Origin of the sequence: Nocardia sp. NPDC019219, assembly GCF_040632645.1 — a bacterium.
Classification (GTDB): Bacteria; Actinomycetota; Actinomycetes; order Mycobacteriales; family Mycobacteriaceae; genus Nocardia; species Nocardia sputorum.
The window spans coordinates 139,965-156,592 of the sequence record NZ_JBEYCG010000021.1; the positions used below are offsets into that span (position 1 = coordinate 139,965).

Sequence of the window (16,628 nt, forward strand, 5' to 3'; positions counted from 1 at the left end):
GGCCCCGGCTACCCCGGGAACGATCTTGCGGATGTGCTTACACCTGCGCATTCGCGGCGCTGGGCGGGGCTCGGTGCTGGAGTGTGCGGGATGCTCGTGCGAGACTCGGAGCATGCGTGCTTCGGTAGTGCGGCCTCACAACGAATCCATCGCTCGTGGAACGGCTCCCGCCGCTGAGGGCGGCCCGACCGCCTTGCGGATGATCCTCGGCGGGCGGATGCGGCGGCTGCGGGAGGCATGCGGCATCTCGCTCGAGGAAGCGGGCGAGGCCATCCGCGGGTCGCACTCCAAGATCAGCCGTCTGGAATTGGGACGGACCGGCTTTCGCGAGCGAGACCTGGTGGATCTGCTCGCGCTGTACGGCGTCACGGACGAGGCGGAGTGCGCGGAGTTCAAGCGGCTGGCCCAGCAGGCGAACACGTCGGGGTGGTGGCATCACGACACCGACTGGCTGCCGAAGTGGTTCGACACCTACCTCGGGCTGGAACAGGCCGCGCAGCTGATCCGCTCTTACGAGCCGCGAGTCGTCCCGGAGCTGCTGCAGACGCCCGACTACGCCCGCGCGCTGTTCGTGCTCGCGCATCCGCACGAGGACGAGGAGGCGATCGAGCGGCGGGTGGCCCTGCGGATGCGCCGCCAGGAAATACTGACCAGGCCCGATCCGCCGCAGATGTGGCTGATCGTCGAGGAGGCGGCGCTACGGCGCAGGATCGGGGGATCGCAGGTGTGGCTGGACCAGCTCGAGCACATGCTGCGGGCCGCGGACGCGCCGAACATCACGGTGCAGGTGCTCGCCGATCATGTCGGCGGCCCGGCGCTGGCCGACGGCGCGTTCACCATGCTGCGCTTCGCCGAGGCGGATCTGCCCGACATCGTGTATCTCCAGCAGCTCACCGGCGCGCTGTACCTGGACAAGGACGCCGATCTCGCGGCCTACCGGGCGGTGGCGAATCTGCTGTCGGTGCACGCCGCGCCGCCCGAGTACACCCGCGACCTCGTCGCGGCGCTGCGCGAGCGCGAGCCGCGGATCGTGGACCTGCCCTCGGGCTCCGCCTGACGCCCTGCCGTACCCGGGCGACCATGAATAGCCGGGTGTACAGGGACTTTCGGCCGTAGATCACGATCGGGTCGTCATGGCAGACTCGGGGCATGCGTCCTTCGAACGTACGACAGCCTGCCGACGCGCCCGGACTCGGTGCTGATCCGGTGTCCGGCGGCGGTCCGACGGTCCTTCGTATGGTGCTCGGCGGCAAGCTTCGTCGTCTCCGGGAGGCCCGTGGTATCACTCGCGAAGCGGCGGGCGAGGCCATCCGCGGGTCGCATTCGAAGATCAGCCGGTTGGAGCTCGGGCGCACCGGCTGCCGGGAACGTGACCTGGTGGACCTGCTCGACCTCTACGAGGTGACCGATCCCGCGGAACGCGAGCGGTATCTGGAATTGGCCAGGCAAGCCAGTGCGTCGGGCTGGTGGGCGCGGGACAACGACTGGCTGCCCAAGTGGTTCGACACCTACCTCGGGCTGGAACAGGCGGCGCGGCTGATCCGCAGTTACGAGCCGCGGGCCGTCCCCGAACTGCTGCAGACCCCGGAGTACGCTCGTGCGCTGCTCACCCTCTCGCATCCGGGCGAGCCGGAGGAAGCGATCGAGCGCCGTGTCGCGCTGCGCATGCGCAGGCAGGACATCCTCGCCGGTCCGCGCCCGCCCCAGTTGTGGATGATCATCGAAGAAGCCGCGCTGCGCCGCAGGATCGGCGGCTCGACCGTCTGGCGTGCCCAGCTCGACCATGTGCTGCGCGTGGCGGCGCAGCCGAACGTCACCATTCAGGTGTTGGCCGATCCGGTGGGCGGCCCGGCGCTCACCGATGGTGCGTTCACGATCTTGCGTTTCGCCGAAGCGGATCTGCCCGACATCGTCTACCTCCAGCAGCTCACCAGCGCGCTGTACCTGGACAAAATCGCCGACCTGGACGTGTACTACGCGGTGCTGAACCAGCTCTCGCTGCTCGCTCCCTCGCCTGCGCATTCCCGCCGGCTGATCGAGGTGTTGCGCGACGGCGTCCCGCCGACCGTCGACGAACCGGTGGACCGCCCGAGCCGGTGACCGGCTCCCGCGCGGCTGGACACGGCCGCGCATCCCCGGGGACCGGGCATGCGGCCCGGCTCCCCTCCGCCTGATCTGAACGGCGATTCAGTGCGCCCGAATCGGGCATCTCCTGTGCGAGGTGATCCGTATGCCGGGGAAGGGCGATGTATTGTCCCATTGGGACAATAGGGCGTATGCTCTGGGTATGAGCGACGACGGTGTCGGTCTGGACGGCCGTCGGCTGCGCACTCGGCGCAGCCGCGAGGCGTTGTCGCGCGCGGCGTTCGACCTGTTCACCGAGCGGGGGCTCGAGGCGGTGGCCGTCGAGGACATCGCGGTGCGGGCCGGGGTCACCCGGCGCACGTTCAGCAGGCATTTCGCCTCCATCGAGGAGGCGATCCTGGGCGATGTCGATCAGGACGTCCACCTGTTCAACGAGGCGCTGTGCCGTCGCCCGCCCGCGGAGTCGCCCCTGATCGCCTACCGCAACGCCGTCCACGACTGGCTCGCCGCCGAGTACGGCGGCGCACGCGCCGCACTGCTGGCCCGCCGCTGGGTCCTGTTCCAGCGCTTCGAGGACGAGCCCGGGCTGTTCGCCGGTTATCAGCGCATTCGCATCGACGGGCAGCGCGAATCGGTCCGGATCATCGCGGCGCGCCTGGGGGTGGATCCACTGACCGATCCGCGTCCGGCCGCCGCCGTGGGCGCGGGCGCGGGCATGCTGCTCGCGGCGCTGCAGAGCTGGGCGGCGGGCCCGGATCCCATGGGCCTGCCCGGCCTCGTCGAAGAGTTCTTCGACACCCTCGTCACCCTCACCACCGAATTCCGCACCGAGGAGTCACCGTCATGTCTACCGGGTCGGTGAACATGTACCACCGGACGTGCCGACGCGTCGGCCTGGATCGAAACCCGCTGCGCCGCAGGGAAGACCGAGTGCAGACCGGAGTCGCGGTGCTGCTGGCCCTGGTCTTCCTGATCGTCGTGCCCGTGCTGGCGGTGACCGTCGGCGGCCGGGTGTACCGCACCGAAACGGCCGCGGTGCAAGCCGAGACGGCGCGATTGCGTCAGGTGGACGCCACCGTCGTCGAGACCGGGAAGGCGCCGCTGTACGCGCCGGTGGTGCCGGCCCGGGTGTCCTGGAAGGACGCCGACGGCGTAGCCCACACCGGCGATTATCAGTCGACCACGGTGGTGGAGCCGGGCTCCACCGTGCCGATCTGGCTGAACGAGCGCGGTGCGATCGTGGAGCCGCCCTCGGCGAGCCAGCCCGCCAGCAAGGCGGTGATGCTCACCGCGGGCGCGGTGCTCGGCGTCTCGGTCGTGTTCGCGGGCAGCTACTTGCTGGTGCGGCGCGGACTGGATCGCCGGCGGCTGCGCCGATGGGAGACCGAATGGATCGCTGCGGATCTCACCTGGGGCCACGGCTGAGCCGAGTGGTGCGGCGTGCCCGCCGGGCGAGGGTAGGGAACAGGCGCAGCGGGCACGTCGCGTGCCGGCGCGACGCGGCGAACGAAGCGACCCGGCACTGACCCGAGAGTAAGGCATCGGCGTGCCGGGCGGCCGGATTCGGCGCCGATCGCCGGAGATCCCACCACATAGATCCGGTTACGTTGTGACACACCATAACCCGAGTCGGAGATCGCCTCAGACCGGAAACAGGCTGTGCTTGCGCGGGTTGGGCTGAGCGCTCGCCTCCTTCTCGCGCAGCAGGCGCAGCGCCCGGCGGATCTCCAGTCTGGTCCGCGAGGGCTCGATCACCGCGTCGATGTAACCGCGCTCGGCGGCGATCCACGGCGTGGCCACCGTGGCGTTGTACTGCTCGATCATGGAGTCGCGCAACGCCGCCCGTTGCTCCGGGGGCACTTGGGCGAGCTGACGTTTGGCGACGATGCTCACCGCGCTCTCCGCGCCCATCACGGCGATACGCGCCGTCGGCCAGGCCAGGCTGACGTCGGCGCCGAGTTGCTTGCAGCCCATCACGGCGTAACCGCCGCCGTAAGCCTTGCGGACCACGACGGTGACGATCGGGACGGTCGACTCGATCACCGCGCGGAAGAACCGCCCGCCGCGTTTGATCACCCCGCTGCGTTCCTCCTCCACGCCGGGCAGCACGCCGGGGGTGTCCACGACGAAGATCAGCGGCAACCCGAAGACATCGCACAATCGGATGAAATGCGTCGCCTTGTCCGAGCATTTGGCGTCGATCGCGCCGCCGAGCACCAAGGGCTGGTTCGCGATCACCCCGACGCTGCGCCCGTCCACCCTGGCGAAGCCGGTGATCAGGTTCTGCGCGGTGGCCGCACTGATCTCGTGGAAGTCGCCGTCGTCGAACAGGCGCAGCAAGATCTCGTGCATGTCGTAGCCCTGCCGATCGGAATCGGGAACGATCGTGTCCAGCTCCAGATCGTGCGGCGTGATGTGCGGCTCCAGGCCCGGGTTGACGACCGGGCCCGGCTCCAGGCAACTCGACGGCAGATAGCTCAGATAGGTCCTCGCCCAGTCGAAGGCGTCCTGCTCGGTGGCGGAGACATGGTGGACCGTGCCGGTGGCCGCCTGCGCCTGCGCGCCACCCAGTTCCTCCATGGTCACCTCCTCGCCGGTGACCTCCTTGATCACCTCGGGACCGGTGACGAACATGTACGACTTTTCGGTCGCGATCAGGACGTCGGTGTTCACCGGTGCGTAGACCGCCCCCGCCGCGCATTTGCCCAGCATGATCGAGACCTGTGGTACGAAGCCCGACAGCCGTTCCTGGCGGCGGCTCATCAGCGCGTACCAGGCCAGCGAGGTGACCGCGTCCTGGATGCGGGCGCCGCCGGAGTCGTTGATCGCGACGACCGGGCAGGCGTTCGTGGTGGCGAAATCCAGTGCGGCGGCGACTTTGCGGCCGAACATCTCACCCACCGAGCCACCGAAGACGGTCTGATCATGCGCGATCACCACGACCGGCCTGCCGTCGATCCGGCCGCGCCCGGTGATCACGCCGTCGCCGTACATCGCTCCGGGAGTGCCCGGCTGGCGCACCAGCGCGCCGATCTCGACGAAACTCCCAGGGTCGAGAAGGGCCCGCACCCGCTCCCGCGCGCTGGGAATGCCCTTGCTCTTGCGCTTCGCGATGCCGTTCTCGCCTGCGGGCTCCTCGGCCAGCGCCAAGATCCCCCGCAGCTCGTCCAGTTTTTCTCGGGTACCGCTCATATGTGGTGTAGCCCCTAGATACTCGTCGCGACGCCGTACGGCAACGCGGCGCTCGATGCTATCGGCGCCGCGATCCGCGGCACAGCGGTTCGGAATATGTCATGGAACAGCTCACAGGTTTGCGTTTCGATTCCTGGGTTCATAGCACGCGTCGGTCCGGTCCACTGCGACGACACGAACTGTGCGACGTCCCAATCGTGGCCGCGGCCGGCGCTGAACCGTCCTCACAGCACCGAGGAGGTCTTCTCAGGCGGCGCCCACGGATCTAGGGTGATCTCGACGCAGCGCCGGAAATGCGCGGACGGCGCTGCGTCACATATTCCGGAAATCGGCGGCCCCGCGCCGGCGCCGGCGGGTTCCGCCCAGGATGGCGCGGCCGTGCTCGCCGTAGCAGCCTGCCGCTGTCGCCAAATCCCTTCGAACGCTTGTGATCGCGCCCAACGAGCCGGGCGGCCGCTGATGACTTACCCGATGCGGGGCGCCATATCTCGATTCCATCACGATCCGTCGCTAGCCTTTGGGAGGCATGATGGACAGGCAGCCCAGAACGAGTACCGAGACGTGGGCGTCGAAACTCGTCGAACATCTGGCCGAGCGTTCCGGTCACGACACGTCCGGTGATGTGGCGACCACCGCGCGTAACTGTTTGGCGGCCGCCGTCGAACGGCTGGTTCCGCGACGGGCGACCCCCGCGTCGCGACCCCCGGAAATCGCCGGTTCCGCCTCGCGCTGGGCACGGGAGGGCATTGCGCTGGAAACGGTGCTCGGCGCGTATCACGACGAAATACGCGACGGTTTGGAATTTCTCGCCGACGAGGCCACCGACGAGCGGGCCGATCATTTTCTCGCGGGTGCGCGGCTCGCGGTCCACGTGCTGGAAATGGTGACCGTCGCGGCGTCCACGGCTTACGTGGACGAGCATCGCGCGGTCGCGCGGGAACATCAGACCGCCGCGCAGACGCTGGTCTCCGCGCTGCTGGGCGGCCACGCCGTCGGCGAGCTCGCCCGGGCCACCGGCATTCCGATCGCCCGGTCCTACCAGGTCGTGGCGCTGGGCATTCCGGCGCATCCGGACGAGCGAAGACCCCACACGGGCACCGAGGCGGCCCGGCGCAAGCTGCGCCGCGTGCAGGCCGCGCTGGCCGATCCGCTCGGCTCACGCGCGTTGTCGGTGCTCTCCGCCGCGGGCGGCACGGTGCTGGTCCCGCTCGACGACGTGCCCGCCCGCACTGGGACCTTCACCATGACCGACGATGTGCTGGCCATCGTCGGTGCGGCCGCCGAGGTGCCGTTGACCGCGGCGGTGGCTACCGGGCGCACCGCGCGCATCCCGGAACTGGCTGGTCGTGCCCACGACCTGCTGGACCGGGTGCGCGCGGCGGGCAGGGCTCCAGGGCTGTATCGGGTGGCCGACGCAGGGGAGACGCCGGGTTGTGAACTGCCCCAGCCGGGCCATATGGCCATCGTCACCTCGCCCAACGATCGCGTGATCGGTCGTTCGGCCTGATTTTCCCCCGCTATCGTCGAGTGTGCCCTGATGTCGAGGGTGAGCAAAGGAGTGCGAGTGACCACCGCATTGTCCGATCGCGATATTCTGCGCGAACTCGAGCCGACTGCCGAACGCCTGCTCAATGACCATCTGCGCAAGGCGAAATCATGGAATCCCCATGACTACGTGCCGTGGGACGACGGCCGCAATTTCGCCGCCCTCGGCGGAATCGATTGGGAGCCGGGCCAATCCCGTCTGTCCGAGGTCGCGCAGACCGCGATGATCACCAATTTGCTCACCGAGGACAATCTGCCGTCGTATCACCGGGAGATCTCGGACTCGTTCTCGCGGGACGGCGTGTGGGGTACCTGGGTGGGCAGGTGGACCGCCGAAGAGAACCGCCACGCCATCGTGATGCGCGACTATCTGGTGGTCACCCGCGCGGTCGATCCGGTGTCGCTGGAGCAGGCGAGGATGGCGCACATGACGACCGGGTTCGCCAAACCCGATAGCGAACAGCAGTTCCTGCGTTCGGTGGCTTACGTCACCTTGCAGGAGCTGGCGACCAGGATCAGCCACCGGAATACCGGAGCGGCCTGCGAGGAACCGCTCGCCGAGCGTATGCTGCAGCGAGTTGCCGCCGACGAGAACCTGCACATGATCTTCTACCGGAACATCAGCGCCGCGGCCTTGGACCTGGTGCCGAACGAAGCGCTGCGCGCGATCACCTCCGTGGTCACCCGCTTCCAGATGCCCGGGGCGACCCAGCCGAACTTCCGGCGCAACGCGGTGCTGCTGGCCAAGCACGGCATCTACGACCTGCGCCAGCATCTCGACGTGGTGGTGCGTCCGGTGCTGCGCGCGTGGCAGGTCTTCGAACGCACCGATCTGACCGGCGACGGCGAACGCGCGCGCGACGAACTGCACACCTATCTCACCGAGCTCGAGATCCGGGCGCGGCGGTTCGAGGAGCAGCGCGAACGCGCGGCGGCCAGACAGGCGGAGCGGGCCGCCGCGGCAGGATGAGCCCGCGTGTGCCGATGACCGCGGCGGCGATGGCCCTCATCGCCGCCGTCGGCGCCGCGCCCGTGCTCGCCGATCCGGTGCCCGCGACCCCGCCACCCGCGGTGGACCCGGCCATGACGCGGACCGGGCTGCTCTCGATCGAGCAGGCCGGGGCCGGTCATGAACGCCTGTCGATCGCCTCCGCGGCGATGCGCAGGATCATCACCGTCGATGTGCTGCGCGGCAGCGGCGACGGGCCGCGTCCGGTGCTGTATCTGCTCGACGGCGTCGACGGCGACGCCACGTCGGCGTGGCTGACCAAGGGCGGTGCCGCCGAATTCTTCGCGGGCAAACCGGTCGACGTGGTGCTCACCGGCGGCGGTACCGGCAGCATGTACAGCGACTGGATGCGGCAGGACGCCGCGCTGGGGCTCAACCGCTGGGAGACCTTTCTCACCACCGAGCTCCCGCCGATCGTGGAATCGCTGCTGCGCACCGACGGGCGCCGGGCCATCGCAGGGGTCTCGATGGGCGCGCAGGCGGCGATGATGCTCGCCCAGCGCCACCCCGGCTGGTATCGCGCCGTCGCCGGGATGAGCGGGTGCTATTCCACGGCCGACCCGCTCGGGCACGCGGTCACCACCATCACGGTCGCCTCACGCGGCGGCAACGTCGAGAACCTCTGGGGCCCGCCGAGCTCGCCGGAATGGGCCGCGCACGACAGCCTGCTGCACGCCGAACGCCTGCGCGACACCGCGATCTACCTCTCGGCGGCCGCCGGTCTGCCGACCGGCGCCGACCTGGTGGCGGTCGCGAATTCCCCGACGGTCGCGGAGGCGCTGCGCACCGCGGGCGGCGGCGCGGCGCTGGAGGCGGGCGCTCGGGCCTGCACCGAGCGGTTCGCCGGCCGGCTGTCGGAACTGGGCGTTCCCGCCACCGTGGAGTACACCGCGGAGGGCATGCACACGTGGCCGGATTTCCAGGCGCAGCTGCCGCGGGCGTGGCGGGTGCTGGCGCAGGCGCTGGGGGTGCCCGCGTCCTCCTGACCGCGGGCGGAATCAGCGCGGCGCGCTCGCGTTGACACCGATATGACCTCGGCGCTGTCCACTGTCCGGTTCTCCGTCCTCGATCGCTCGCGCGTCCGGCGCGGTCAGAGCCATCCGGCCGCATTGCGCGAGACGGTCGAGTTCGCGCGGCTCAGCGAGGAATGGGGTTATCACCGCTTCTGGGTCTCCGAGCATCACAGTGTGCCGGGAGTGGCCGGGTCGGCGCCGACCGTGCTGGCGGCCGCGGTGGCGGCGGCCACCGCGCGGATCCGGGTCGGCACGGGCGGCGTGATGCTGCCCAACCACCAGCCTTTGGTGGTCGCCGAACAGTTCGGCGTGCTGGAATCGCTGTACCCGGGACGCATCGACATGGGCTTGGGCCGCTCGGTCGGATTCACCGACGGGGTGCGGCGCGCGCTCGGGCACGACAAGGGCGACGCGGAGGACTTCGACGCCCAGCTCGCCGAACTCCTGGCGTACTTCGGCGAAGGCAGGCGGGGTGTGCACGCCTGGCCCGCGCAGGGGCTGCGTGTTCCCGCTTTCCTGCTGGCGACCGGGTCCGGCGCCGAGCGGGCGGCCCGGTTCGGGTTGCCGCTGGTGATCGCCGCGGTCGGCGACGAGGACCGCATGGTCGAGGCCATCGAGCGCTATCGTGCCGAGTTCCGCCCCGGTCCGGCGGGCGCCACCCCTTACGTCGTAGTGTCCGGTTCGGTCGTCATCGCCGACACCACCGCGCAGGCCTATCGGCTCTTGCTGCCGGAGGCGTGGTCGGCCGCGTACGCGCGTACCCGTGGGGAGTTCCCGCCCCTGCTGCCGCCCGCGGAGATCGAGGCGCACGGCATGACCGATCGGGAGCGCGGGCTCGTCGACGACGGGCTGCGCGGCCAGCTGTACGGCACCGAGGACGAGGTCGCCGGACAACTGGCCCGGCTGGTGCGCCGGACCGGCGCCGACGAGATCCTCGTGCACACCAGCACCTACGATCGAGCCGCGCGGCTGGAATCGCATCGCCGCCTGGCACTGCTCGCCGGCTTGCCGCGTGGCGGCGCTGGCGATCGAGCCGGGGCGCGCGCCGGTACCGCCGCTTGACGGCCGCCGGCTACGGGAAAAGCACCTCGGCGGCGGCGTAGCCGAACAGCCTGCGTCCCTCGGCGCGGGCGTCGACCGCGATGGTCGCCCGCCGCTTGCGCGGATCGATCGAGGTGACCCGGCCGCGGAATTGGATCGTGCCCACCCCCAGCGGTGGAATGCGCAGGTGGTGGGTGTTGTGCGCGAACTGCGCACGAAAACGGGTGACCGCGGCGGGGTCACCGAGCCAGGAACTGAGGAACGAGGTGGCCATGCCGAGTTTCAGCATGCCGGGCGCGACCACGGTCGGCAGGCCGCTGGCGACGGCGACCCGTTCGTCGAACAGCACCGGATTGGACTCGCCCGTCACTCCGGCGTAGTTCACCAAGTCGCCCCGGGACAGGCGCATGGTGCGGACGGGCAGTTCCGTGCCGACCGACAAGTCGGCGAACGCTATGCGCGGCCGTGGGGTGCGGCGGGCCGGTGACGGCGTGAGATGGTCCGCCGCGGCCGGGACCACCGCGCTGCCGCGGGCCGTCGCGTCCGGGAAGCGCTGTCCCATGGCGACTTTCCGGACGGCGTCGGCCAACCCCGGATCGCGCCCGCCGACGCGCGCGAGCAGCGCGCTGGAGCCGGTCTGCACCACCGCGCCGTGCTGGTCGATCAGCACGCTCTTGATCGCGAGGACGTCGTAATCGCCGAAGTGCCGGAACGATTCGAAGTAGATGTCACAGGTCAGGCGGTCGCCCGCGACCAACGGCCTGCCGAAGTCGAAAACTTGGTCCGCGTGCAGGATCCGGGTGGGGTCGTAACCGGTGATCAGCGTGTCCAGAATTTCGCGGTGCACTCTGGTCAGGATGATCGCGCTGAACGTCGCGGGCGCGATCAGTCCGGGAAAGCCGAGTTCGGCCGCGGCGGCCTCGCTCCGGTGTGCCGGATGGGAATCCTGGACGGCACGGGCGAATTCGCGGATCTTTTCCCGTTCCACTTCATAGCGAAAGGTGGAACGGTAACGGTGGTCGACCAGCGACCTCGCCTGATCGGCCGGATGCACCGCGATGTCGTTCATGATTGCTCCTGTATTGCGAAAACGGTGGATCGCTGTGGGCTCGCGCTCACGCGAAGGGACCGAACCGCCAGATCCGGGACGGCACCTGCTCGGGAGTGACGGTGCCGACGACGTCCACCCCGGCGTCGTGAAAGGTGCCCACCGCCCGGTCGACGTGGTCGGCGGAGGTGATCACCACGGCGTCGTGCGCGCCGATCGCGCGCATGATCGTGGCCGAGCGCGCCGCGTTCTGCGCGGTGGTGTCGGCCTCCGGCTCGAGGTGGATCCGCGCCGCCGGGATGCCGCGGGCGATCAGCCAGTCGGCCATGGCCCGTGCCTCGGTGATGCCGTTGCGCGCGTTGCCGCCGGTGACGATGACGGGCGAGACCGGGGCCAGCAGGGCCTGCAGGTATCCGGCGCGCAGCCGGTCGATCAGCTCCGGGCGCATGCCGCCGTCGGGCAGCAGCCCGTAGCCGAGCACGACGATGGCGGTAACCGGCCCGTGCACCGTGGGCGACGGCCCGGGGAGGAGGGCGAAGGGCGCGGCGCTCGCGGGCTCGGCGTCGGCGGATCCCGAGTTGTCCGCGTGGGCGTGCGGCAGGTGGATCAGCACGGCGGTGACCGCGAGCGCGCCCAGCACGGCGCGGGCGAGGGGAACCGGATTGGCGGACAAGGGATCTCCAAGCGGTTAGCCATCGGATGGCCACCGATGGCTGGGGTGCAGCGTCCATCCATGATGCGGCCGCCGGTCGTTGCGGAACCGTAATCGCCTGGTGATCTGGATAATTCACCGTTCCCGCACCGCCCGCTTGTGCCGTCTGCCCTATCGGAGGAATTGCGGGATCGCCCTTTACGCGCCCTTTGTGTCGCATCCCTAGCCGGGACAAATCGCATTCGTGAGCTCTCCAGACCCAGCCGTTCCGCATAGGACGCCGCGTTCGGCGGTTTTAGCGTTGGCGCAGCTTCGGTGCCGATGACCAGCGAAAACGGCGCCGGTGGTCGAACACCGTGGTTCTGCAGGAAGGCAACTCATGAAACGAAGTACCTACGGGCGCTCGTCGTTGGCGGCGGTGCTGTTGAGCGTGTCGGTGCTCGCCGTCGGCGCCTCGGGCGCCAACGCGGCGCCGGAGGCGAAACCCACCGAACAACAGCTGGCCGACTACATCGCGGCGGGCCGCAAGGTGGCGCCGGTGGCCGATTCGGGCAGCGCGGGCACCGGCTCGGCATGCACCTCGGGCAGTGGCGCGGGCTCGGGCAACGGTTCCGGCGACTGCTACGGCGGGTCGGGCAGCAGCTCCGGGTCCTCCGGCGGTTACGCCAGCGACACCGTCGGCTACGGTCCGCCGATGACCTCGTGGCTGGCCGCGTTCGGCTACGGGCTCACCCATCCGGACGTCGCGCCGCCGGGGGCCAACGACTGGAACTGCAAGCCGACTGCCGAGCATCCGCGCCCGGTGGTGCTGGTGCACGGCACCTGGATGAACGCCTACAACGGCTTCGCCTTCATGGGGCAGCCCATCAAGGACGCGGGCTTCTGCACCTTCACCTTCAACTACGGCCGGTCCAACCTGCTCGAGGGCGGTGGTCTCGGCTCGGTGCTGCCGGGCGTGATGGGCACCGGGTACATCCAGGACTCGGCCAAGCAGCTGGCCACCTTCGTCGATCGGGTGCTGGCCGCTACCGGGGCGTCGGAGGTGGACCTCGTCGCGCATTCCCAGGGCGGGTCGATGTCGAACTGGTACACGAAGTTCGAGGGCGGCGCGGCCAAGGTGAAGAACCTGATCACCTACGGCGCCACGCATCACGGCACCAGTCTGGACGGCATCGGTGCGCTGGGCCGGGCGATCAACAACTTCGGTATCGACATCCTCGGCTTCATCGAGATCTTCGTCGGCCACGCCGGCATCCAGCAGACGATCGGCTCGGACTTCGTCAACAAACTCAACGAGGGCGGCGACACCATTTCCGGTGTCGACTACACCGTCGTCGGCACCCGTTATGACGAAATCACCAATCCCTACGATTTGACCTTCCTGAAGCCGGCGCCCGGTGTGACGGTGCAGAACATCACGCTGCAGGACGGATGCGAACAAGACGTGTCCGACCACCTCACGATGATGTATTCGCCGCGGGCGTTGTCCATCGCGCTGCGCGCACTGGACCCGGCCGGACATCCGAATCTGGATTGCACCTTCAACCCGTGGTTGCTCGGCGGCGGAGGCTCGCTGTGATCACCGAATGACCTGCTCCCGTCGAGCGGCGTGGCTCGTGCCCCGACTCCGTCCGCCGCTCGACGGGAGCACCGACCGCCACGCGTGCTGCCCGCCGGACGGGATCCCTCAACCCGCCTCTGTCCGGCGCGCACGTCCCCTGCGCGGGCGGTATGCCCACCGAGCGGCTCCTCGCACCCGCTGCTCGGTGGGCATCGGGGTTTCTGGACCTTTTCAGTGCCGACATCCGGGACCGCCACGGGTCCCGGATGTCGGCGCTGTCTGCTGTGACGAGCCGAGAAGTCCACCGGCTCAGACTTTTTCGAGGGCAGCCGAAGGAAGTGCTCCGGTGGCTTCGCCGCCGCCGCCGATCCGCTCGTCGTTGTTTCCGCCTGCACGCAGCCGTTGCCTGCACAGCGCCGTGTCTCCGAACGGTTCGGGGCCGCAGTTGGTCCGGCGTGGGTCGGCTGGATCCGAGATCTTCTCGAGCCGGGTGCGCCCCCGGTGGGTGAGCGCATCCGCCGAGGGGCACGCCCTCGATCGGAACTGCCGGCTCGCCCGGTAGTCCGGTATGGCATCCGACCCGTTGCCGAAATTCTCCGGGACGCCAACCGTTCGCCTCTGCCGAATATTCGTAGAATAAGCCGAATAGAGTTTTGTTCAATGGCGTGAACAAAATGATCGTTATAAAATGACGGTAAACCGGCTAGGTGCAGAACTGTGCGCTGTATCCGTTGCGGATCGGTTTGCAAGCGCGAAGTGCGGTCGAGATGGGTTGAATCTCGCTGCGCCGGTATCTGCACTCAAGCGAATTTTCGCCCGGACGGGCGGCCGCAACCGTATTGCGGCGTGTTTTTCAGGTATTCGCCGAGAAGTCGATTTCGCAGTGTTTCCTATCGGGGCCCTCGGTGAGAGCCGAGTAGTCGAGGTTTTCAGCAAACGGTTCTGTCGCATCGCTGCGCGGCGCGGGCCGGAGTCGGCCGGTGTGCTTCGCTCGGACGCGGCACGGCTCAGGCCGCTGATCCGCAGCGCCGCGGGGGTTCTGGTCCGTGGTTTGCTCGTCCGGTGAAGTGGCGTGCACGCTCGGCGTTCGCACATGCCATGGCGGCAATCGGTCCGGTGCGGTGCATTCGCGCGGCCGCTTCGAGGCCGCAGGGGTGTCCCTGATTCGACCTCGGGGGCCTGGGAACGCGCGCCGGATCTTTGCGCGAACGAGGGGTTCGCGGATCACTTGCGGGAAAGCGGAACGGCTGGCAGGCTAACGCTCAGCACGCGACTGGACGCTTGTCCTGGCGCTTTGCCTGCCGAAGAAAGATTGCAAATGTGCTATGGATTCGTCTTCTCAGCTCTGGGAAGTAAGGTGCTCGCCTCGGATAAAGATCCGTGGTACACAGGATGTTCCGCTGTGTCGGCTTTTCCGTCACTGAGGGTGACGTCGAGATGTCCATCTCGATAACCGCGGAGAAACATTCCTCCGTGGAAATACGCGGTCGCGACGCGCGCCGGCCTCGTCTGCCGCTCGCGGGCGCCTCGACCGGCTGCTTCGGCACCGATACCTGACCGAACCACTCGGTAGTTCTTGCGAACCCGCGCCGCTGCTCGCGCCGCCGGGTTTCTTTGTCGACCCTGCGATACCCGGGATGTGAAACGTGGACAACGGCGCTGGCGACTCGTCCGACCGCATGTTGGAGTACCTGAAGAAGGTCACCGTCGAACTCATGACGACGCGCGACGATCTGACCCAGCTGCGGGAGAAGATCGACGAACCGATCGCGATCGTCGGCATGAGCTGCCGGTATCCGGGCGGGGCCGCGTCGCCGGAGCAGTTGTGGGAGCTGGTCGCGGCGGAAGTGGACGCCGTGGGCGAGTTCCCGGCCGACCGGGGCTGGGATCTGGAGGGGCTGTTCGACCCGGACCCGGACCGCTTCGGAAAGGTGTACACGCGTTCGGGTGGCTTCCTGCGGGACGCGGGCGACTTCGACGCGGGATTCTTCGGCATCGGTCCCCGGGAGGCGGCGGCGACCGACCCGCAGCAGCGGCTGCTGCTGGAGGCTTCCTGGGAAGCGCTGGAGAACGCCGGTATCGCCCCGACCTCGCTGCGCGGCAGCGATACCGGCGTATTCGCGGGCGTGATGTACGAGGACTACGAGCACACCGCCAGAGCGGCCGGACCCATCGCGGAGGGCTACGCGGGAATCGGTTCGACGGGCAGCGTGGTCTCCGGCCGGGTGGCCTACACGCTGGGCCTGGAAGGCCCCGCCGTGTCGGTGGATACGGCGTGTTCGTCGTCGCTGGTGGCCATCCACCTGGCCTGCCAGGCCCTGCGCCGCGGCGAGACATCCCTCGTGCTGGCCGGTGGCGTCACGGTGATGTCGACGCCGTTCCTGTTCATCGAATTCTCCCGGCAGCGCGGGTTGTCGGCGGACGGGCGCTGTAAGGCGTTCTCGGCGTCGGCGGACGGCGTGGGCTGGGGCGAGGGCGTGGGTGTGCTGGTGCTGGAGCGTTTGTCGGACGCGCGGCGCGCGGGGCACGAGGTGCTGGCGGTGATTCGCGGTTCGGCGGTGAATCAGGACGGTGCGAGCAATGGTTTGACCGCGCCGAACGGTCCGTCGCAGGAGCGGGTGATCGCGGCCGCGCTGGCCGCGGCCGGGCTGACGCCCACGGACGTGGACGCGGTGGAGGCACACGGCACGGGCACCTCGCTCGGCGATCCGATCGAGGCGCAGGCACTGATCGCCGCGTACGGACAGCAGCGCGACGAGCCGCTGCGCATCGGCTCGCTGAAGTCGAACATCGGTCATTCGCAGGCGGCGGCGGGTGTCGGCGGCGTGATCAAGATGGTGCAGGCGCTGCGGCACGAGACGTTGCCGAAGACCTTGCACGTGGACGCGCCGTCGCCGCACGTGGATTGGTCGGCGGGTTCGGTGCGGTTGTTGACGCAGGCGGAGCGGTGGCCTGCCGGAGAACGGGTGCGCCGGGCGGGTGTCTCGTCGTTCGGGATCAGTGGGACGAACGCGCATGTGATCGTGGAGGAAGCGCCCGCGCCGGTATCCGGCGACGAGCCGGCGGACCGCGACGCCGGGCCCGCTTGCGCGGCCGACGCCGTGCCGTTGCTCGTGTCGGCTAAGACAGAGGAGGCGCTGCGCGCCCAGGCAGCCCGGTTGCACGAGTGGCTGCTCGGACATCCGGACGCCGACCCGTGGAGCGTGGCGTCCGCGCTGATCGAGACCAGGGCGCAATGGAACCGCCGCGCCGCGGTGGTCGGCGGCGATCGAGACCAGTTGCTGTCCGGATTGGCGGAGCTGGCGGCCGGCGCCGCAGGTGGTGCGCTCGACGGTGTCGGCTTACCGGGGAAGACGGCGTTCTTGTTCACGGGTCAGGGTGCGCAGTGGGTGGGTATGGGGGCGGGGTTGTATGCGGCGTTTCCGGTGTTTGCTGCGGTTTTCGATGAGTTGTGTGGGGAGTTCGATCCGCTGTTGGGGGTT

The 16,628-nt window shown here is 69.1% G+C and carries 13 protein-coding genes; 10 read left to right on the top strand and 3 right to left on the bottom strand.

Annotated features, from left to right (window positions below; translation table 11 throughout):
- Positions 1-112: 112 nt before the first annotated feature.
- From ABZ552_RS30715 to ABZ552_RS30730, 4 genes are all read left to right on the top strand, one after another.
- Complete coding sequence (locus ABZ552_RS30715) at positions 113-1,057, top strand: helix-turn-helix transcriptional regulator (RefSeq protein ID WP_281873437.1); 945 nt, start codon at positions 113-115, stop codon at positions 1,055-1,057.
- A 92-nt stretch (positions 1,058-1,149) separates the two neighbouring features.
- Entirely contained in the window at positions 1,150-2,100 is a 951-nt protein-coding gene (locus ABZ552_RS30720) for a helix-turn-helix transcriptional regulator (protein ID WP_281873435.1), read from the top strand.
- 187 nt (positions 2,101-2,287) lie between these two features.
- Positions 2,288-2,947, top strand: a complete 660-nt coding sequence (locus ABZ552_RS30725) for a TetR/AcrR family transcriptional regulator (RefSeq protein ID WP_281873433.1) — start codon at positions 2,288-2,290, stop codon at positions 2,945-2,947.
- A complete protein-coding gene (locus ABZ552_RS30730; RefSeq protein ID WP_281873432.1) occupies positions 2,929-3,510 on the top strand; it encodes a hypothetical protein in 582 nt (193 codons plus the stop codon). Before ABZ552_RS30725 ends, ABZ552_RS30730 begins: the two co-directional genes overlap by 19 nt.
- Before the next feature lie 216 nt (positions 3,511-3,726).
- On the opposite strand, the gene ABZ552_RS30735 is transcribed toward ABZ552_RS30730, so the two are convergent.
- The gene (locus ABZ552_RS30735; protein WP_357441451.1) at positions 3,727-5,277 is read right to left on the bottom strand and encodes an acyl-CoA carboxylase subunit beta; all 1,551 of its coding nucleotides are present in this window, start codon (positions 5,275-5,277) and stop codon (positions 3,727-3,729) included.
- A gap of 526 nt (positions 5,278-5,803) precedes the next feature.
- Here ABZ552_RS30735 and ABZ552_RS30740 point away from each other — a divergent pair.
- Genes ABZ552_RS30740 through ABZ552_RS30755 form a run of 4 tightly spaced genes read left to right on the top strand, consistent with a single transcriptional unit; the run spans position 5,804 to position 9,906 of the window.
- Positions 5,804-6,784, top strand: coding sequence for a transcriptional regulator (locus ABZ552_RS30740; RefSeq protein ID WP_281873429.1), 981 nt, complete (start codon positions 5,804-5,806; stop codon positions 6,782-6,784).
- Positions 6,785-6,841: 57 nt separating this feature from the next.
- Complete coding sequence (locus ABZ552_RS30745) at positions 6,842-7,792, top strand: acyl-ACP desaturase (protein WP_281873427.1); 951 nt, start codon at positions 6,842-6,844, stop codon at positions 7,790-7,792.
- A 14-nt stretch (positions 7,793-7,806) separates the two neighbouring features.
- Complete coding sequence (locus ABZ552_RS30750; protein ID WP_357441461.1) at positions 7,807-8,817, top strand: alpha/beta hydrolase family protein; 1,011 nt, start codon at positions 7,807-7,809, stop codon at positions 8,815-8,817.
- 42 nt (positions 8,818-8,859) lie between these two features.
- The gene (locus ABZ552_RS30755) at positions 8,860-9,906 is read left to right on the top strand and encodes an LLM class flavin-dependent oxidoreductase (protein WP_357441453.1); all 1,047 of its coding nucleotides are present in this window, start codon (positions 8,860-8,862) and stop codon (positions 9,904-9,906) included.
- Between the two features lie 10 nt (positions 9,907-9,916).
- On the opposite strand, the gene ABZ552_RS30760 is transcribed toward ABZ552_RS30755, so the two are convergent.
- Both ABZ552_RS30760 and ABZ552_RS30765 read right to left on the bottom strand, forming a co-directional pair.
- Positions 9,917-10,954: a fused (3R)-hydroxyacyl-ACP dehydratase subunits HadA/HadB gene (locus tag ABZ552_RS30760; protein ID WP_281873422.1), complete on the bottom strand. Its 1,038-nt coding sequence runs from the start codon at positions 10,952-10,954 to the stop codon at positions 9,917-9,919.
- 46 nt (positions 10,955-11,000) lie between these two features.
- Positions 11,001-11,606, bottom strand: a complete 606-nt coding sequence (locus ABZ552_RS30765; RefSeq protein ID WP_357441455.1) for a YdcF family protein — start codon at positions 11,604-11,606, stop codon at positions 11,001-11,003.
- A gap of 358 nt (positions 11,607-11,964) precedes the next feature.
- On the opposite strand from ABZ552_RS30765, the gene ABZ552_RS30770 reads away from it, so the two are divergent.
- Positions 11,965-13,164: an alpha/beta fold hydrolase gene (locus ABZ552_RS30770; protein ID WP_281873420.1), complete on the top strand. Its 1,200-nt coding sequence runs from the start codon at positions 11,965-11,967 to the stop codon at positions 13,162-13,164.
- Between the two features lie 1,661 nt (positions 13,165-14,825).
- Positions 14,826-16,628 (top strand): type I polyketide synthase (locus ABZ552_RS30775; RefSeq protein ID WP_357441463.1); only part of this gene is annotated, 1,803 nt, incomplete at its 3' end.

What these genes read in the sequence shown, in the direction of transcription:
- ABZ552_RS30720 (WP_281873435.1), top strand. Translation starts at nt 1,150, where the DNA reads ATGCGTCCTTCGAACGTACGACAGCCTGCCGACGCGCCCGGACTCGGT.
- ABZ552_RS30750 (WP_357441461.1), top strand. Translation starts at nt 7,807, where the DNA reads ATGACCGCGGCGGCGATGGCCCTCATCGCCGCCGTCGGCGCCGCGCCC.
- ABZ552_RS30715 (WP_281873437.1), top strand. Translation starts at nt 113, where the DNA reads ATGCGTGCTTCGGTAGTGCGGCCTCACAACGAATCCATCGCTCGTGGA.
- ABZ552_RS30730 (WP_281873432.1), top strand. Translation starts at nt 2,929, where the DNA reads ATGTCTACCGGGTCGGTGAACATGTACCACCGGACGTGCCGACGCGTC.
- ABZ552_RS30740 (WP_281873429.1), top strand. Translation starts at nt 5,804, where the DNA reads ATGATGGACAGGCAGCCCAGAACGAGTACCGAGACGTGGGCGTCGAAA.
- ABZ552_RS30725 (WP_281873433.1), top strand. Translation starts at nt 2,288, where the DNA reads ATGAGCGACGACGGTGTCGGTCTGGACGGCCGTCGGCTGCGCACTCGG.
- ABZ552_RS30735 (WP_357441451.1), bottom strand. Translation starts at nt 5,277, where the DNA reads ATGAGCGGTACCCGAGAAAAACTGGACGAGCTGCGGGGGATCTTGGCG.
- ABZ552_RS30760 (WP_281873422.1), bottom strand. Translation starts at nt 10,954, where the DNA reads ATGAACGACATCGCGGTGCATCCGGCCGATCAGGCGAGGTCGCTGGTC.
- ABZ552_RS30770 (WP_281873420.1), top strand. Translation starts at nt 11,965, where the DNA reads ATGAAACGAAGTACCTACGGGCGCTCGTCGTTGGCGGCGGTGCTGTTG.
- ABZ552_RS30755 (WP_357441453.1), top strand. Translation starts at nt 8,860, where the DNA reads ATGACCTCGGCGCTGTCCACTGTCCGGTTCTCCGTCCTCGATCGCTCG.